Source organism: Vibrio jasicida 090810c (genome assembly GCF_002887615.1).
In the GTDB taxonomy this organism is placed as follows: Bacteria; Pseudomonadota; Gammaproteobacteria; order Enterobacterales; family Vibrionaceae; genus Vibrio; species Vibrio jasicida.
In genome coordinates, this window is the sequence record NZ_CP025792.1 from 1,529,847 (window position 1) to 1,546,350 (window position 16,504).

At 45.5% G+C, this 16,504-nt stretch carries 16 protein-coding genes and 1 pseudogene; 2 read left to right on the forward strand and 15 right to left on the reverse strand.

Annotation, left to right across the window (positions count from 1 at the left end; translation table 11 throughout):
• The first annotated feature begins 6 nt into the window (after positions 1 to 6).
• Positions 7 to 891, forward strand: coding sequence for a (2E,6E)-farnesyl diphosphate synthase (ispA, locus tag C1S73_RS07205; protein ID WP_038865422.1), 885 nt, complete (start codon positions 7 to 9; stop codon positions 889 to 891).
• Positions 892 to 911: 20 nt separating this feature from the next.
• A complete protein-coding gene (gene dxs / locus C1S73_RS07210; RefSeq protein WP_038865423.1) occupies positions 912 to 2,777 on the forward strand; it encodes a 1-deoxy-D-xylulose-5-phosphate synthase in 1,866 nt (621 codons plus the stop codon).
• A 92-nt stretch (positions 2,778 to 2,869) separates the two neighbouring features.
• Here the strand turns inward: dxs and pgpA are convergent, their stop codons facing one another.
• From pgpA to vcdP, 15 genes and pseudogenes are all read right to left on the reverse strand, one after another.
• Positions 2,870 to 3,373: a phosphatidylglycerophosphatase A gene (gene pgpA, locus C1S73_RS07215; RefSeq protein WP_038865424.1), complete on the reverse strand. Its 504-nt coding sequence runs from the start codon at positions 3,371 to 3,373 to the stop codon at positions 2,870 to 2,872.
• Positions 3,374 to 3,429: 56 nt separating this feature from the next.
• Positions 3,430 to 4,395: a thiamine-phosphate kinase gene (gene thiL, locus C1S73_RS07220; protein ID WP_038865426.1), complete on the reverse strand. Its 966-nt coding sequence runs from the start codon at positions 4,393 to 4,395 to the stop codon at positions 3,430 to 3,432.
• A gap of 78 nt (positions 4,396 to 4,473) precedes the next feature.
• On the reverse strand, positions 4,474 to 4,941 hold the full coding sequence (nusB, locus tag C1S73_RS07225) for a transcription antitermination factor NusB (RefSeq protein WP_038865428.1): 468 nt from the start codon (positions 4,939 to 4,941) through the stop codon (positions 4,474 to 4,476).
• Positions 4,941 to 5,411, reverse strand: coding sequence for a 6,7-dimethyl-8-ribityllumazine synthase (gene ribH, locus C1S73_RS07230; RefSeq protein WP_005440184.1), 471 nt, complete (start codon positions 5,409 to 5,411; stop codon positions 4,941 to 4,943). Before ribH ends, nusB begins: the two co-directional genes overlap by 1 nt.
• A 169-nt stretch (positions 5,412 to 5,580) precedes the next feature.
• Positions 5,581 to 6,690 (reverse strand): bifunctional 3,4-dihydroxy-2-butanone-4-phosphate synthase/GTP cyclohydrolase II, encoded by a 1,110-nt coding sequence (gene ribBA, locus C1S73_RS07235; protein WP_038865430.1) that lies wholly within the window; start codon positions 6,688 to 6,690, stop codon positions 5,581 to 5,583.
• 159 nt (positions 6,691 to 6,849) lie between these two features.
• Positions 6,850 to 7,503: a riboflavin synthase gene (locus tag C1S73_RS07240; protein ID WP_038865431.1), complete on the reverse strand. Its 654-nt coding sequence runs from the start codon at positions 7,501 to 7,503 to the stop codon at positions 6,850 to 6,852.
• An 11-nt stretch (positions 7,504 to 7,514) separates the two neighbouring features.
• Positions 7,515 to 8,639: a bifunctional diaminohydroxyphosphoribosylaminopyrimidine deaminase/5-amino-6-(5-phosphoribosylamino)uracil reductase RibD gene (ribD, locus tag C1S73_RS07245; RefSeq protein ID WP_038865432.1), complete on the reverse strand. Its 1,125-nt coding sequence runs from the start codon at positions 8,637 to 8,639 to the stop codon at positions 7,515 to 7,517.
• Positions 8,640 to 8,646: 7 nt separating this feature from the next.
• On the reverse strand, positions 8,647 to 9,096 hold the full coding sequence (gene nrdR, locus C1S73_RS07250) for a transcriptional regulator NrdR (RefSeq protein WP_038865435.1): 450 nt from the start codon (positions 9,094 to 9,096) through the stop codon (positions 8,647 to 8,649).
• Positions 9,097 to 9,223: 127 nt separating this feature from the next.
• The gene (locus C1S73_RS07255) at positions 9,224 to 10,474 is read right to left on the reverse strand and encodes a glutamate-5-semialdehyde dehydrogenase (protein WP_038865437.1); all 1,251 of its coding nucleotides are present in this window, start codon (positions 10,472 to 10,474) and stop codon (positions 9,224 to 9,226) included.
• 17 nt (positions 10,475 to 10,491) lie between these two features.
• Positions 10,492 to 11,632: pseudogene (gene proB / locus C1S73_RS07260) on the reverse strand (glutamate 5-kinase).
• A 122-nt stretch (positions 11,633 to 11,754) separates the two neighbouring features.
• Complete coding sequence (crl, locus tag C1S73_RS07265; RefSeq protein WP_038865441.1) at positions 11,755 to 12,144, reverse strand: sigma factor-binding protein Crl; 390 nt, start codon at positions 12,142 to 12,144, stop codon at positions 11,755 to 11,757.
• A 118-nt stretch (positions 12,145 to 12,262) separates the two neighbouring features.
• Positions 12,263 to 13,510 (reverse strand): esterase FrsA, encoded by a 1,248-nt coding sequence (gene frsA, locus C1S73_RS07270; RefSeq protein WP_038865442.1) that lies wholly within the window; start codon positions 13,508 to 13,510, stop codon positions 12,263 to 12,265.
• Positions 13,511 to 13,601: 91 nt separating this feature from the next.
• Complete coding sequence (gene gpt, locus C1S73_RS07275) at positions 13,602 to 14,066, reverse strand: xanthine phosphoribosyltransferase (RefSeq protein WP_005440202.1); 465 nt, start codon at positions 14,064 to 14,066, stop codon at positions 13,602 to 13,604.
• Between the two features lie 304 nt (positions 14,067 to 14,370).
• Complete coding sequence (locus C1S73_RS07280; RefSeq protein WP_038865443.1) at positions 14,371 to 15,660, reverse strand: NCS2 family permease; 1,290 nt, start codon at positions 15,658 to 15,660, stop codon at positions 14,371 to 14,373.
• 487 nt (positions 15,661 to 16,147) lie between these two features.
• On the reverse strand, positions 16,148 to 16,234 hold the full coding sequence (vcdP, locus tag C1S73_RS28320; protein WP_017188447.1) for a small protein VcdP: 87 nt from the start codon (positions 16,232 to 16,234) through the stop codon (positions 16,148 to 16,150).
• Between the last annotated feature and the right edge of the window lie 270 nt (positions 16,235 to 16,504).

Below are 16,504 nucleotides of genomic sequence, written 5' to 3' on the forward strand. Positions count from 1 at the left end.
AATGTGATGCAAGAGACATTGACGTCTTATCAACAAAGAAATAACCAACATTTAAATCAATGGCTTGAGCAATTACCTCATCAAGAACAGCCGTTGATTCAAGCCATGAAATACGGCCTACTCCTCGGCGGTAAACGTGTTCGTCCCTTCCTTGTTTACATCACTGGTCAAATGCTGGGTTGTGAACCTGAAGACCTAGATACGCCGGCTTCTGCGATTGAGTGTATCCATGCCTACTCTCTTATCCATGATGATCTACCTGCTATGGATAACGACGACCTGCGCCGTGGACAGCCGACTTGCCACATCAAATTTGATGAAGCGACAGCCATTCTGACCGGTGACGCACTGCAAACCCTCGCATTTACGATCCTTGCAGAAGGCGAACTGAATCCGAACGCAGAAAGCCACCGTATAAAGATGGTGCAAGCCCTTGCACAAAGTTCTGGTGCGAATGGCATGTGCGTTGGTCAAGCATTGGACTTAGGTGCAGAAAATCGTCGAGTGTCTCTCGCAGAATTGGAAGAAATTCATCGCAATAAGACTGGTGCACTGATTAACTGTGCCGTAAAACTAGGCGCACTTGCCGCTGGCGATAAGGGCCTAGACGTTATGCCTCACCTTGAGCGCTACTCTAGAGCGATCGGTCTGGCGTTTCAGGTTCAAGACGATATTCTTGATATAATTAGTGATACAGAAACATTGGGTAAGCCTCAAGGTTCAGACCAAGAGCTAAACAAGAGCACTTACCCATCTTTACTGGGGTTAGAGGGAGCAATGGAGAAAGCTCACACTCTGTTGCAAGAAGCACTTCAAGCATTGGAGGCAATCCCATACAATACTCAGTTACTCGAAGAGTTCGCCCGATATGTCATCGAGCGCAAGAACTAACACTATAAGCGCGCATTTATATGACTCTTGATATTTCAAAGTACCCAACACTGGCGTTAGCAAATACACCGGAAGAGTTGCGTCTTCTTCCGAAAGAAACATTGCCAACTTTGTGCGATGAATTACGCACGTATCTGCTAAATTCAGTGAGTCAGTCTAGCGGACATTTAGCGTCTGGCTTAGGCACAGTAGAGCTAACCGTTGCTCTGCATTATGTTTACAACACCCCAGTGGATCAATTGATCTGGGACGTGGGTCATCAGGCTTATCCACACAAAATTCTTACTGGCCGTCGTGACCAAATGCCAACCATCCGCCAAAAAGGCGGCCTTCACCCATTCCCATGGCGTGAAGAGAGCGAATACGACACGCTATCTGTTGGCCACTCATCGACTTCTATCAGTGCAGCGCTCGGTATGGCAATCAGTGCACAAAAAGAAGATGAAGGTCGAAAGGTGGTAAGTGTTATTGGTGATGGTGCAATCACAGCAGGTATGGCATTCGAGGCCATGAACCATGCTGGTGACGTTCATCCTGATATGCTAGTGATTCTAAATGACAACGAGATGTCGATTTCAGAAAACGTTGGCGCATTGAACAACCACCTTGCTAAAGTCCTTTCTGGTAGCTTATACACCTCTATCCGTGAAGGCGGGAAGAAAGTGCTGTCTGGCGTTCCTCCAATTAAAGAGTTGGTTCGTCGTACAGAAGAGCACCTTAAAGGCATGGTTGTTCCTGGTACATTATTCGAAGAGCTTGGTTTTAACTACATCGGTCCTATCGACGGTCACGATGTTAACGAGTTAGTCAAAACGCTGAAAAACATGCGTGAGCTGAAAGGCCCTCAATTCCTGCACATCATGACCAAGAAAGGCAAAGGTTATGAGCCAGCAGAAAAAGATCCTATCGGCTACCATGGAGTTCCAAAGTTCGACCCATCACATAACAGTTTGCCGAAGAGCAGTGGCGGTAAACCGACCTTCTCTAAGATCTTTGGTGACTTCCTATGTGATATGGCCGCGCAAGATCCTAAGCTAATGGCGATTACGCCAGCGATGCGTGAAGGCTCTGGCATGGTTCGTTTCTCGAAAGAGTACCCAGAACAGTACTTTGATGTTGCAATTGCAGAGCAGCATGCTGTGACACTAGCAACAGGCATGGCGATTGCCGGTGATCATCCGATCGTCGCTATCTACTCAACCTTCTTGCAGCGTGGCTACGATCAGTTAATCCACGACGTGGCGATCATGGATTTACCTGTCATGTTCGCTATCGACCGTGCAGGTCTGGTTGGCGCAGATGGTCAAACTCACCAAGGCGCGTTCGACCTTAGCTTCATGCGTTGTATCCCAAACATGGTGATCATGGCACCAAGTGATGAAAACGAATGTCGTCAAATGCTGTACACCGGTCATAAACACACTGGACCAAGTGCAGTTCGCTACCCTCGCGGCAGCGGCATGGGCACAGAAATCGAGCCAGAATTTACTGCACTTGAGATTGGTAAAGGCCGTGTACTTCGTAAAGGCGAAAAAGTCGCGATTCTAAACTTCGGCACCTTCTTAGGTAACGCGCTAGAAGCGGCTGAAAATCTGGATGCAACCGTCGCAGACATGCGCTTCGTGAAACCACTTGATGAAGAATTGATTCGCCAGCTAGCGTCTGAGCACGATGTATTAGTCACGCTAGAAGAAAACGCAATTGCTGGCGGTGCGGGTGCGGGTGTGATTGAGTTTATGATGCAAGATAAGATCATCAAGCCTGTGCTAAATCTTGGCTTGCCTGATCGCTTTATTCCTCAAGGCACACAAGACGAACTTCATGAAGAACTTGGCTTAGACGCGAAGGGCATTGAGAAGTCGATCAACGAATATCTCGCGAAGTAAGTTAGCGCAAACAAGCGCTAAAAGTAAACACCAAAAAGGGATGCCATGATGGCATCCCTTTTGTTTATCTGTCGATTGTTAAAGCGGTATGACTACATCCAACCTGCGTATTTCGCCACTAAGAACAGTGCGATACCCGCCATGATACCGGCCACGATATCATCAATCATGATACCCAAACCACCGTGAACACGTTTATCCAACCAGCCAATTGGCCATGGTTTTACCATGTCAAAGAAGCGGAACAAAATAAAACCAGTCAGCAACCACTTCCATTCCGTGACTGGGATATTTAGTGCTGGTACTAAGCTCATGGTGATCCAAAAGCCTGCAAACTCATCCCACACGATTGAGCCATGGTCATGAACCCCCATGTCATCTGATGTCACTTGGCAGATCTTAATACCAATAACACAAGAGATGAGTACTAATACGACATACAGTGGGAAGGGTAACTGCGCCAGTAACAAGAATAACGGCACAGCTGCCAACGTCCCCATAGTTCCTGGAACCACTGGTGATAAGCCGCTACCAAAACCCGTTGCCAAAAGATGCCACGGGTTCTTTAATGAAATCAGAGAGAGGGGATTGGTCATTTCCTTAAACCTATACTGCTAGTTGGTTTCAATCTTAGGCTAGAGCCTAGCTCAGATTATCTAAAGTGGTCAAAGCCACTGAGTTCCCAATCAAGAGGTTGATTGTTGTCGTGCAGCTCGAAGGTACCTTTTGGTCGAATTTGGCCAATGCACGTAAACTTACACCCAGCGTGCGACAACGCACTTTGCAATGAACCGTTGTTCTGCTCAGGCACAGTAAAGCACAATTCGTACTCTTCACCACTGGATAAAGCATACTGCTGTGCGCTTACCTTATCATCTAAAAATTGAACCAATTCTGAAGATATAGGCAGTTGGGACACATCTAAACTGACTCCAACATCAGAACGCTTAAGAATATGTTTGATATCAGAAATCAAGCCATCAGAAATATCAATTGCTGATGACGCTAACCCGACTAATGCTTGCCCTGCCAACACGCGTGGCGTACTGAGATAATGTGCTTTCTCTAACTCTGGGGCAGCTATTCGAGTACGTAATGTGTTATCAAGAACGACATCCAGACCAGCTTTGGCATCACCAAGGTTACCTGTCACATACACCCAGTCACCGACTTTTGCTCCAGAGCGAGTCAAAGCTTTGCCCTCTGGTACAAAGCCTTGCACCGTAAGCGTCAGGCTTAGTGGACCTTTGGTCGTATCGCCCCCAATAAGCTGAATACCAAAGTAATCAGCTAACTCAAAAAACGCATCACAAAAAGGGGCAAGCCATGCTTCATCTGGGTCTGGCATAGTTAACGCAAAGCTTACCCAAGCAGGTGTTGCACCCATTGCAGCTAAATCACTGATGTTTGACGCTAGTGCTTTGTGCGCCACCCACGCAGGGTTAGCATCAGAAAGAAAGTGCGTGCCTGCCACCAGCGTATCGGTACTAATAGCAATTTGTACATTCGCAGGTGCTTTCACTAACGCACAATCGTCCCCCGCTGCTAGATGGACGTCTTTGCGCTGGCTTTGGCGTCCAACAAAGTATTTGTCGATAAGATTAAATTCACCAGACATAATTCACTTTCTTTTTGATGTAAAAGATTTTGATACAAAAAAGGTCAGCATGTGCTGACCTTTTTAATAAAGAAATCGTTATTTCTTACGTACGTGTGGCGCCGCTTTATCTAGCACACCATTCACAAATTTGTGGCTGTCTTCTGCCGCGAATACTTTTGCAAGTTCAATCGCTTCATTGATTACCACTTTGTAAGGAACATCTTCGCGACGAGTCATCTCGTACATAGCAAGGCGAAGAAGAGCAAGTTCCATCATGTCTAGATCCTGCATTGGACGAGACACGTATGGACGGATTTTGCAATCTAGCTCTGAGTGGCTAAGTACAACACCGCTTAGTAGTTCACGGAAGTAAGCTACGTCAGTTTCTGGAGCAGCAAGTGCTGGCTCAGATGCATGAAGTTCTTCTTCATCGTATTTGTCACCAGACAAAAACTGTTCTTCAATCGTGGCAACATTGTCTTTAGTAATTTGCCATGAGTAGATCGCCTGTAGAGCGAATTGACGTGCGTTACGACGTGCGGCTGGTTTCACACTGGCCCCCATTAGGAATCAATTTCAGATAATACGTTAATCATTTCAAGTGCGCTTAGTGCAGCCTCTGCACCTTTATTACCAGCCTTGGTTCCTGCGCGTTCAATCGCTTGATCGATAGTATCAACAGTCAGTACGCCAAACGCTACTGGAAGGCTGTATTCCAGAGAAACTTGTGCAAGACCCTTGTTACATTCACTACAAACATAGTCAAAGTGTGGTGTACCACCACGAATTACTGTACCTAGAGATACGATAGCATCGTACTTACCAGTTTTAGCAACTCGTTGAGCAACTAAAGGCAGTTCTACAGCACCAGGACAACGAACAACAGTGATGTTGTCTTCGCTTACTTGTCCGTGACGCTTTAGTGTATCGATCGCACCAGAAAGTAGGCTTTCGTTAATAAAACTGTTAAAACGAGAAATAACGATAGCAATTTTTGCATTTGGCGCTGGGAAGCCACCCTCGATCACTTTCATAAGCCTTCCTTTAACTCTATTTTTAAGTGAAAATTGTTCATCAAGTGAGAATCGCCGGATTCTATCACAAATTTGTGAGCAATATCTAATGGAAATTAGAGACGAGTCACCAAGCCCTAGCCGTCAGCAGAATAAGCCGAAACTTGGCTAGGGGGGAATCGTTCAGTTGTTATTCGCAGATGTATTCGACAACATTCAAGCCAAAGCCACCCAATGCATGGTACTTTTTGTTGGTTGAAGAAAGCAGACGCATATCGTGCACGCCAAGATCCGCCAAAATCTGAGAACCAACACCTACACGACGTGATGTGCCCTGCTTCTTAGCAAGAGTAGGTGCCTCGCCTTTGTCTTGCGATTCAAACATTTTTACACGATGAATAAGCAGATCGGTCGAGTCTTCATGACCAAGTACAACCAGAACACCCCCTTCTTCACCGATTCGCTTCATCGCTTTATCCAGCGTCCAACTGCGTTCTGCGTTACGATCACTGCGAAGCACATCGGTAAATACGTCTTGTAAGTGAACGCGAACTAACGGTGCATTCGCAGTTAAATCACCTTTACACATCGCGTAGTGTACTTGGTTATCAATCGTGTCTTTGTAAGTCACCAAAGTGAACTCACCGAATTCCGTTGGCAGTGCACACTCAGCAACGCGTTCAATCGTTGTTTCCGTGTTGTTGCGGTATTCGATAAGGTCTGCAATGGTACCTAGCTTTAAATCGTGTTTTTCAGCAAACACTTCAAGGTCCGGGCGACGCGCCATCGTGCCATCGTCGTTTAGGATCTCAACAATAACCGATGCAGGCTCTAGACCTGCAAGACGAGCCAAATCACAGCCGGCTTCTGTATGACCAGCGCGAGTTAGAACACCACCGTCTTGTGCTGCTAGAGGGAAGATATGGCCCGGTTGCACTAAGTCCGCCGCTTTTGCACTTGGCGCAACTGCCGCTTGTACAGTGCGAGCACGGTCAGCTGCAGAAATACCAGTGGTAACACCTTCAGCGGCTTCAATAGAAACCGTAAAGTTGGTGGTGTATTGCGCGTTGTTGTCTTGCACCATTGGTGGCAAGCCAAGGCTCTCACAACGAGTTTTTGTCATGGTTAGACAGATTAAGCCACGGCCATGCGTAGCCATAAAGTTGATAGCTTCCGGCGTAATGTGCTCGGCAGCCATGATCAAATCACCTTCATTCTCGCGGTCTTCATCATCCATTAGGATGACCATTTTGCCTGCGCGAATATCATCAATAATCTCTTGAGGCGTGCTGATAGGCATATTCTGTTTCCCGTTATTCAAAAATTTATTATTGCAGCAGCAATGCGTTTAACGTTTCGTTGAGTTACGTCTACTGGCTTTAGTCAGCAAAGCAGTTTGAAGCTAACCTTTATTAAGTCAATTAACCTGATAACGTTCTGTGATTGTGGTCGGTTTCGCTTACGCAAAACCATTTTGCTGCAAGAAGTCCATTGTAATACGTGATTCTTGCGGCTCCTCTTTCTGGCCTTGTAGCAAGCGCTCCATATAGCGAGCTAACACGTCCACTTCTAGGTTCACTTTACGGCCAACTTGGAACTGATCGATGGTTGTCTCTTCATTGGTGTGAGGAACAATCGTTAATTTAAATCCATTCTTACGTAGATCGTTGACGGTCAGACTAATGCCATCCACTGTGATAGAGCCTTTTTCTGCCACGTACTTACAGATTTCCGCTGGCATCTCAACCCAGAACTCAATCGCACGGCCAACTTGATTACGCTCAACAATCACACCGACGCCATCAACATGACCTGAAACGATATGACCGCCAAAACGAGTGGTCGGCAACATGGCTTTTTCTAGGTTCACTTTGTCGCCCACTTGATAAGCAGCAAAACCAGTTTTGTTCAGCGTTTCCAGTGACAAATCAGCACTGTAATAGTTACTACCGAAATCGACGACCGTTAAACATACGCCGTTAGTCGCAATGCTGTCGCCTAACTTAACGTCAGTCATATCCAATTTGCCTACTTCCACCGTCACGGTGATGTCTTCGCCTTTTGGCGTGATTGCAGTTAGTTTGCCAACTGCTTCTACAATTCCTGTAAACATAATGCTTCTTTCTAGCGTTGAATGCGTTTGACGGTTGCGGTGATGCGAATATCCACCCCCACCATTCGAACGTCGGTAATAGTTAAATCGATAACTTGTGCCATCTCGGTTAAACCAAGCGCGCCGATCAAGCCTCGTCCATCGCTCCCCATCAACTTAGGCGCGAGATAAACGATCAGTTCATCTACAAGGTTAGCTTCGATTAATGAACTCGCGAGTGTCGCTCCCGCTTCGACCCACAAGTGATTGATGTGACATTCGCTTGCCACGGCTTTCAATGTCGCAGCTAAGTCAACTTGATCGTTTTCAGTCAGTTTAGGGGCGATATCACCATCTTGACTGACAATAATACGCTCACCTTCTGTCTTGAATAGCTTTAAATCATTACGAAGCTGAGATTGGCGATCGAGTATGACTCGTGGAGGCTGACGAACATCAACCTGAGGGTATTGCGATTGTAGGCTTTTTGGCAAATCATCCCAGCGAACGTTCAATGAGGCATTGTCGTCAATCACTGTTTTGCTGGTAGAGAGAATACCGCCGCTCATCGCACGATAGTGTTGGACATCTTGGCGAGCTTTTGGGGAGGTAATCCATTGGCTCTGTCCGTTACTCAACGCACTTTGCCCATCGAGGCTAGCTGCCATTTTCAACTGAACATAAGGCATGCCAGTTTGCATGAATTTGATAAAACCTTTGTTCAGCTCGATCGCATCGCTTTCCAACAAGCCAACGTGAACTTCTACCCCTGCATCACGCAGCATTTGAAAACCACGGCCTGCAACTTTCGGGTTTGGGTCTTCCATTGCGCAGACCACACGTGCAACCTTGGCTTTGATAAGTCCCTCAGCACACGGCGGTGTTCGCCCGTAGTGAGAGCAAGGCTCCAACGTCACATAAGCGGTCGCCCCTTCGGTTTTATCCCCAGCCATGCGCATTGCATGAACTTCGGCATGAGCTTCACCCGCGCGATGATGATGGCCTTCGCCAACAATCTCACCGTCACGGACAATAACGCAACCAACGTTGGGGTTAGGCGCTGTGGTATACATGCCGCGCTTCGCCAATTTCAACGCACGCGACATCATTTCGAAATCTTGAGAGGTAAATTCTGAAGAAGTGTTCTGTTGTTCCATGACTCAATCAGTCTTCTAGACGAGCAATTTCTTCGCCAAATTCACGGATATCTTCAAAGCTGCGGTAAACCGATGCAAAACGGATATAAGCAACTTTATCCAGCTCTTTCAATTGGCCCATAACTAGGTTACCAATCATCTCACTTGGCACTTCACGTTCACCTGTTGCACGCAGCTGCGATTTAATCATGCTGATTGCCAATTCGATAGAATCTGCACTCACTGGGCGTTTTTCTAGTGCGCGTTGAATGCCACCGACCATTTTGTCTTCATCAAACGGTTCACGGTTGCCGTTAGACTTAATCACTTTAGGCATCACCAACTCAGCTGTTTCAAACGTGGTAAAACGTTCGCTACAAGCTAAGCACTGGCGACGACGACGCACTTGATGGCCGTCAGCAACTAAGCGGGAATCAATTACTTTTGTATCGTTCTCAGAACAAAAAGGACAATGCATATCACCTCCAAATAGCGTGCGATTGGGTTCGTCCCAAAAGCAAGACTAGTGTAGCGGAATTGCTATGTTAGAGAAAACAAAAAGGGGCACTACTGCCCCTTTTTCAATCAATATCAAACGGTTTCTGTTAACTGCGTGCTAGGTAGTTTGCTTTACCAACCCATTTGTAGCTGGTGAGTTCTTCCAAACCCATTGGGCCACGTGCATGCAGTTTCTGAGTAGATACCGCCACTTCTGCCCCAAGACCAAACTGAGCACCGTCAGTAAAACGAGTTGAGGCATTCACGTAAACCGCAGCAGAACCAACAGAATTAATGAATAATTCCGAGTTAACCAAACTGTTGGTCATGATCGCATCTGAGTGGCTCGCGTTATGAACACGCATGTGGTCAATCGCCTCTTTTACGTCGGCAACCACTTTTACACCCAGCGTGTAACTTAGCCATTCAGTATCAAAGTCACCTTCCACTGCATCACGAATTTGTGTTGCTTGAGCCATCAGTACTTTTGCCTTTGGCTCTGTCACGAAGGTCACTTTATCGCTCATGCGCTCTACGATCATTGATAGGAATTGCGCCGCAACATCTTCATGTACGAGCAAAGTATCTAGCGAGTTACATGCTGAAGGGCGTTGAACTTTTGAATTCTCAACAACGTTCAACGATTTTTCTAGATCCGCTGACTCATCAACAAAAATATGGCTGATACCAAAACCACCGATGATCACTGGAATGGTGCTGTTCTCTTTACACATCTTGTGTAAGCCAGCGCCGCCACGTGGAATGATCATATCAACGTAATCGTCTAGCTTAAGGAGTTGAGAAACCAACTCACGATCTGGCTTTTCAATATATTGAACGGAAGCCGCCGGCAAGTTCGCTTTCGCTAGAGCCGATTGGATAACCTTTACCAATTCCATATTGGAAAAGAACGTCTCTTTACCACCACGTAGGATGCTTGCATTACCTGTTTTTAGACATAGAGCAGCAATATCGATAGTTACGTTTGGACGCGCTTCGTAAATCACACCAACCACACCCAGTGGTACACGACGACGGGACAGAGACATGCCATTTTCTAGCACTTTGCTGTCGATTTCGCTGCCTACAGGATCGTTTAGGCTGATAACGTTACGAACGTCATTAGCGATACCAGTAAGGCGCTCTTCATTTAATAGAAGACGGTCTAGTAGTGCATCTGTTAGACCCGCTTCGCGACCTAATTCGATGTCTTTTGTGTTTGCAGCCAAAATAGTTGCCGCATTCGCTTCTAGCTCATCAGCGATGATCGCTAGTGCTTGGTTTTTTTGTGCGGTTGACGCTGTCGCCAATTCGAAAGCTGCATCTTTGGCAGCTTTACCCATATTCGTTAAATCCACTTTGCTTCCCTCAATATCTATTCTTGGATGACGACAAGATCATCGCGGTGAATCACTTCTGAGCCGTAATCATGACCCAAAATAGAGATGATATCTTTACTGTGTTTACCGGCAATGTTTGCTAGGTCTTCGCTTGAGTAGGCGCTGATACCACGTGCCACCAGCTTGCCTTGTGCGTTGGTCACGCGAGCCACTTCACCACGAGCAAAATCACCACTTACCTTAATCACGCCTTTTGCAAGTAGACTACTGCCCTTACCGACAACAGCGTTAACTGCACCATCATCAATAATGATATCACCGGATGCAGCAGGGCCCGCTAGGATCCAGCGCTTGCGGTTTTCTAGCGCTTCTTCACAAGGAAGGAAACGCGTCCCTTGTGGCTCTGAGCTCAATGAGTCAAAAATAACATTTGGTGCGCTGCCCGCAGCGATGATCACCTCAATGCCTGCACGGCGAGCGATGTCTGCCGCCTGAAGCTTGGTTGCCATGCCGCCAGTACCTAGCGTTGTGCCGCTACCACCCGCAATTTTGCGCAAAGTATCATCAATGGTTTTCACTTCTTTGATCAATTCGGCATTTGGATCTTTACGAGGGTCTGCGGTAAACAAACCTTTTTGGTCTGTTAGCAGCAGCAATTTGTCTGCACCACACAAAATCCCCACCAAAGCAGACAAATTGTCGTTATCGCCCACTTTGATCTCGTTCGTTGCTACCGCGTCATTTTCGTTCACGATAGGTATAATGTCGTTTGCAACCAGAGCATTGATGGTGTCACGCGCGTTAAGAAAACGCTCGCGATCATCCAAATCAGCACGAGTTAGCAACATCTGACCAATTTTGATGCCATAAATGCCAAACAGAGACTCCCATGTTTGAATCAGACGGCTTTGGCCCACTGCAGCAAGCAATTGTTTGCTCGCCATCTCGTTGGGCAATGCGGGGTATCCAAGATGCTCACGGCCTGCTGCAATTGCACCAGACGAAACCATTACGACTGAATGGCCTTGTTTTTTTTAGTTCAGCACATTGACGAGCCAGCTCTACCATGTGAGCACGGTTTAACGCCAAAGTGCCGCCTGTCAGCACACTTGTACCCAGTTTCACAACGACGGTTTGTGATTGTGAAATAACTGCATTCTGTTGATTCGTTGTCATGATGTCTTCTGAAATGAAAAACAAATAAAGAGTGGATGTTTTAGCAATCAAATGGGGATTTAACAAGCAGAAAAGGTGCGAAAACGCACCTTTTTGTCTTATAGAGGAAGAAAACAGCCAAATTAGGCGAAATCAAACGATTCTGTGTGATATTCCACTTCCAGTTTGAAATGCTCAGCCAGCGTATCTACTAGCTTCTGATGAAAGGTACTCTGGGTGAGGTAAACCTCTTCAGTCACCTTATTCGGTAATGGCTCTGAGGTCCAATCCCCTTCTTTGTTGTATTTACCAATATGGTATTTTGCAGTAAAGCCACCTTCGATGGACTCCAAGTCCATCCACCATCCCCAAAATTCACGTTTTTCTGGCGACTTTTTGTCGTCTACACAAACAGATAGACAGTCAAAATAGTAGTGGCCTTCTTGTGATTGTGGTTCGCGCAGGTAAGGACCTATCGCCTTTAACTTAGACATCAAGCGAAAGTGAGTCGGCCCTTGAGTCGTCTCTGACATAAGAATCTCCGTTTCCATAGTAAGGATATTTAGCTATCCAAGAATGATTATTATTTTTTATTATCATGAGCTTATTTTTTGCTCACATATATCACTCTTAACTAAATTAGGAGATTTGTCATCTTAATAATTCCTCCTCCAACCACTTTATGGCCAAATCGAGGGATTGCTCATAACCTTTTGTAATTGTTTTGGAACTGATTTTCTTTGCTTGACCATAGTGACTAAACAGCGCTACCAACTGGTTGTCACTGTGTGGGGAAACAGGATCCCCTTCCAAACTCAAAGCCAAAATAGGTACCTTGGTTTTACGACTGCTTAAGAACCCTTGTACTTTCAACGACCACGCCATCATCTGCCCAGCCATGCTATTGATGTCCACGGCGTTCTTACCTAAACGAGACGCCAGTAGATCTAGGTACATCTTCGGCATCTGCTGCAGCTTCTTCGGTGAGGTAAACAAATCATGTACAGGTGCACCGAGCGCCACACACGCTTTGACCTTCTCTTGTTCAACGAATGAAAGACGGATCATAGCATTGCCACCAAAGCGGAAACCAATCAATCCCACTTTGTAATGATCGACCCAAGGCAGTTTGTACAGCTCATTCAATACCGCTTGATGCAAACAACTAGAATCTTCCGTTAATGGCCAATGGGAGCTATGACCCACTGACGGCATGTCGATGGTCAACATTGCGATGTCTTTAGGCGCTAAATGATTGCGGAACAAACGCCACATGTCTGTTTGCAAGCTGTCCAAACCCGCACTCACCATCACAACGGGCAATTGCTTGTCCGTACGTGGCAAGTGTAAATTCGCGATGATCTTGCGCTTTTGATAAGGTACTTCGATCTGTTTGATCGTGTATTGCGTTTTCTCAGAGCCTTCGTTGTAAGCTTTATTGGCCAACACTTGAGCTTGAGTCGCAAGGTTATCGTTCTTCAAATGTGGGTAGCCCGCAATACTGAAACACAGCGAAGCGGAAAACAACTCATCCGCCGCATCTTCACCTTTCAATTCGGTTGAACGGCGTTGGTGTTCCATCCCAAGCTTTATCCACTCAAACGTCCAGTTACCGCCGTGATAACCCATCACTGTATCTAACCACTTATCTTCCGTACGCGAATGTTTCGACGACGCAATTTTAGACAGTGTACTTTCCATCTCGATTGGAGATAAACCCTGCCAAGTCCACTGCAAACGTCTTAAGTGTCGATACCACGCACGATCATCTTGCCCTTCTCGCTCATCAAGAATTGTTTGGCTGGTAGGCATGTATTGAGTAAGTGCAGAGGTTTCTTTCGCCTGCTTGTGCTTAACAAACAAGGTTTCTGAGAGGTTTTTACTGACGTCTTCTGACATAGGAAGAACTCTAAGCTATTGGCAATTGCTGTAATAATAATAAAAAAAATGCCCCTATAAAGGGGCATTTCTCAATATTCTTGGTGCAAACTTATTTTTGCTTACGATTTACTGGCTCAGCAAACTGGATAGACATATCCCAAGGTTGCTCGATCCAAGTGTCTTGAGCGATGTCTACTACGTAATCGTCTAGTAGCTCAACACCTGCAGGCTTAGCACATACTGCGATAAGCTTCGCTTTCGGGTACATTTCACGTAACTTGCGTGCTGTGTCACCGCTATCTACTAGGTCTTCAACGATTAGGAAACCTTCGCCGTCACCTTCTGGTGCTTTAACTACTGTCATATCACGCTGGTGATCGTGGTCGTAGCTAGAGATACAAATAGTATCAACGTGACGAATACCCAGTTCACGCGCTAGGATTGCACCAGGAACTAGGCCACCACGGCTTACCGCCCAAATACCTTTCCATTGCTCAGCTGGCATTTGTTTCTCAGCCAGTTCACGGCAGTAAGACTGCATCGCATCCCAAGTGATAATGAATTTTTTACTCATTGTAATAACCTAATAATTTCAAAATATGCATCCCCTCTGTCTAGCTGATGGCGCTGAAATGGACTCATCTCGCTAAACTTTCCACACCAGAGGAAATAGGGGTTTCAAGCTACGCAAACGATTATTCTACCGAAACACATCGTTAATACCAACGCTGATATCAAAATTCTCTGCCTATTACGCAGAAAAATCGTATTCGGTGAACAATACAAAATGGAGAAGTGGATGAATTACTTTAAAAATTATCCACAAACAAAAAGCCAGTGTGAATCGAGTTCGCACTGGCTTTTTTCAATCGTTGGAATTAACCGACCATGTATTTCACAATGAAGATAGCAGACATCACCCACACACTCATCGATACTTCACGGCCTTTACCACTGAACAGTTTAATAGCAGCGTAAGCGATGAAACCTAGCGTGATACCTTCTGCAATCGAGAAAGTAAGAGGCATTACCAAACAAGTAACCACAACTGGCGCAGCTTCTGTGAGGTCACGCCAGTCGATGCCAACAAGACCAGAAAGCATTAGGATCGCTACATAGAATAGCGCACCAGATGTTGCGTAAGCTGGAATCATACCTGCTAGTGGCGAGAACAACAGAGCCAGAAGGAACAATACGCCAACAACCACAGCCGTTAGACCAGTACGACCGCCTGCTGCTACACCAGAAACACTCTCAATGTATGACGTCGTGTTAGATGTACCTAGTAGAGCACCTACTGATGTTGCTGTTGAGTCAGCAAGTAGCGCTTTGTTTAGACGTGGAATGTTGCCGTTTTCGTCAGTTAGACCTGCTTTCTGTGAAACGCCAACTAGCGTGCCCGCAGTGTCGAACAAGTCAACGAATAGGAAAGCAAATACGACCGAGATCATGCCAACTTCGAACAGACCAGAGAAGTCTAGCTGCATGAAGGTTGGTGCGATGCTTGGTGGTGTCGACATGATGCCGCCCCATTGAACGTCACCAAAGATAAGACCAAGAATTGTCACACCCAAAATGGCGATCATAACCGCACCTTTCACACCACGGTGAACCAGCGCGATAGTCATAAAGAAGCCGATAGCCGCAAGTACAGATGGTAGCGAAGTGATGTTACCCATTGAAACTAGCGTTGCTGGATTATCTACTACGATGCCGGCATTTTTCAGTGCGATGAACGCAAGGAACAGACCGATACCTGCAGAGATACCTGTACGAAGAGAAAGTGGAATTGAGTTAATGATCCACTCACGGATCTTGAACACACTCAACACAATAAATAGTAGACCCGACACAAATACTGCTGCTAGCGCGACTTGCCACGTATAACCCATACCCAACACAACAGAGTAGGTAAAGAACGCGTTTAGGCCCATACCTGGAGCCTGAGCGATTGGGTAGTTTGCTACTAAGCCCATGATGAAACAGCCAATAGCCGCAGCAAGACACGTCGCAACGAACACAGCACCACGATCCATACCAGTATCTGCAAGGATTGCTGGGTTTACGAAGATAATGTAAGCCATGGTTAAGAAGGTAGTAACACCTGCGATGATCTCAGTGCGCACATTGGTGCCATTTTCACTAAGTTTGAATAGCCTTTCGAGCATGATCGAATCCTGTAAAGGGTAAAAAGTAAACGGTTGCGTAATCGATTGGCTCGAATTATAAAGTTATCAAATAACAAATTCCAGATAGAATTTTCACTCTAATGCGATTTTTTTCTTTGGATATGAAACCGATTCGCTAGCGTTTCAAACGCGATTAAAATTTAAGGCTTAATAAACAATAACTAACAATTAAGGCATTCAAGTAAGACAACGAGTGCAAACTGAACAATGTATTAAACTTTCAAACAGAAACATGGAGTTTTGAGCGTAAAACACTCACGAATTTGGTTAGCAAATGAAATAAGTTGGGGAAGCAAACCTAGAATAGGTGCTTAGCGGTGAGAAATCAGTCAACGTTCAGGATCAAGAGATAAAAAAACGCCACTCAATTTGAGTGGCGGTGAATCATGTCAGCACTATGCACTGAAAAAAAATTCCAATTTATAGGGGTGAACAAATTTGTTCGAGTCACATGCGTTGGCTTCAATTAGTAACCAAAGCTTGTTGGGTATACAAAGTTACCGGTGTAAACAGATTTGCTGTTCCAGAACATTGCACTTGGTAAACCTTTCATAAATATCACCTTCTAAATCAATTAATACTGTTAATTTGGTTGATTTCTCGGTTCCTTGGAGGCGACAAACGGACTCATCCTTTGAGCATTTCATTCTTCTCTCAGAAGCTGGTTACAAATATACCACCAAGAAATTTAATTACAAGCATTTTAGTGACAGAAATCACAAAACATTAATAAATTGATCTTCATCAAGAATTAACTGTAATTAAATTACACTTTAGTAAATTAAAAAATAACCAATCTTATAATTGATACTAATTGAGTTGC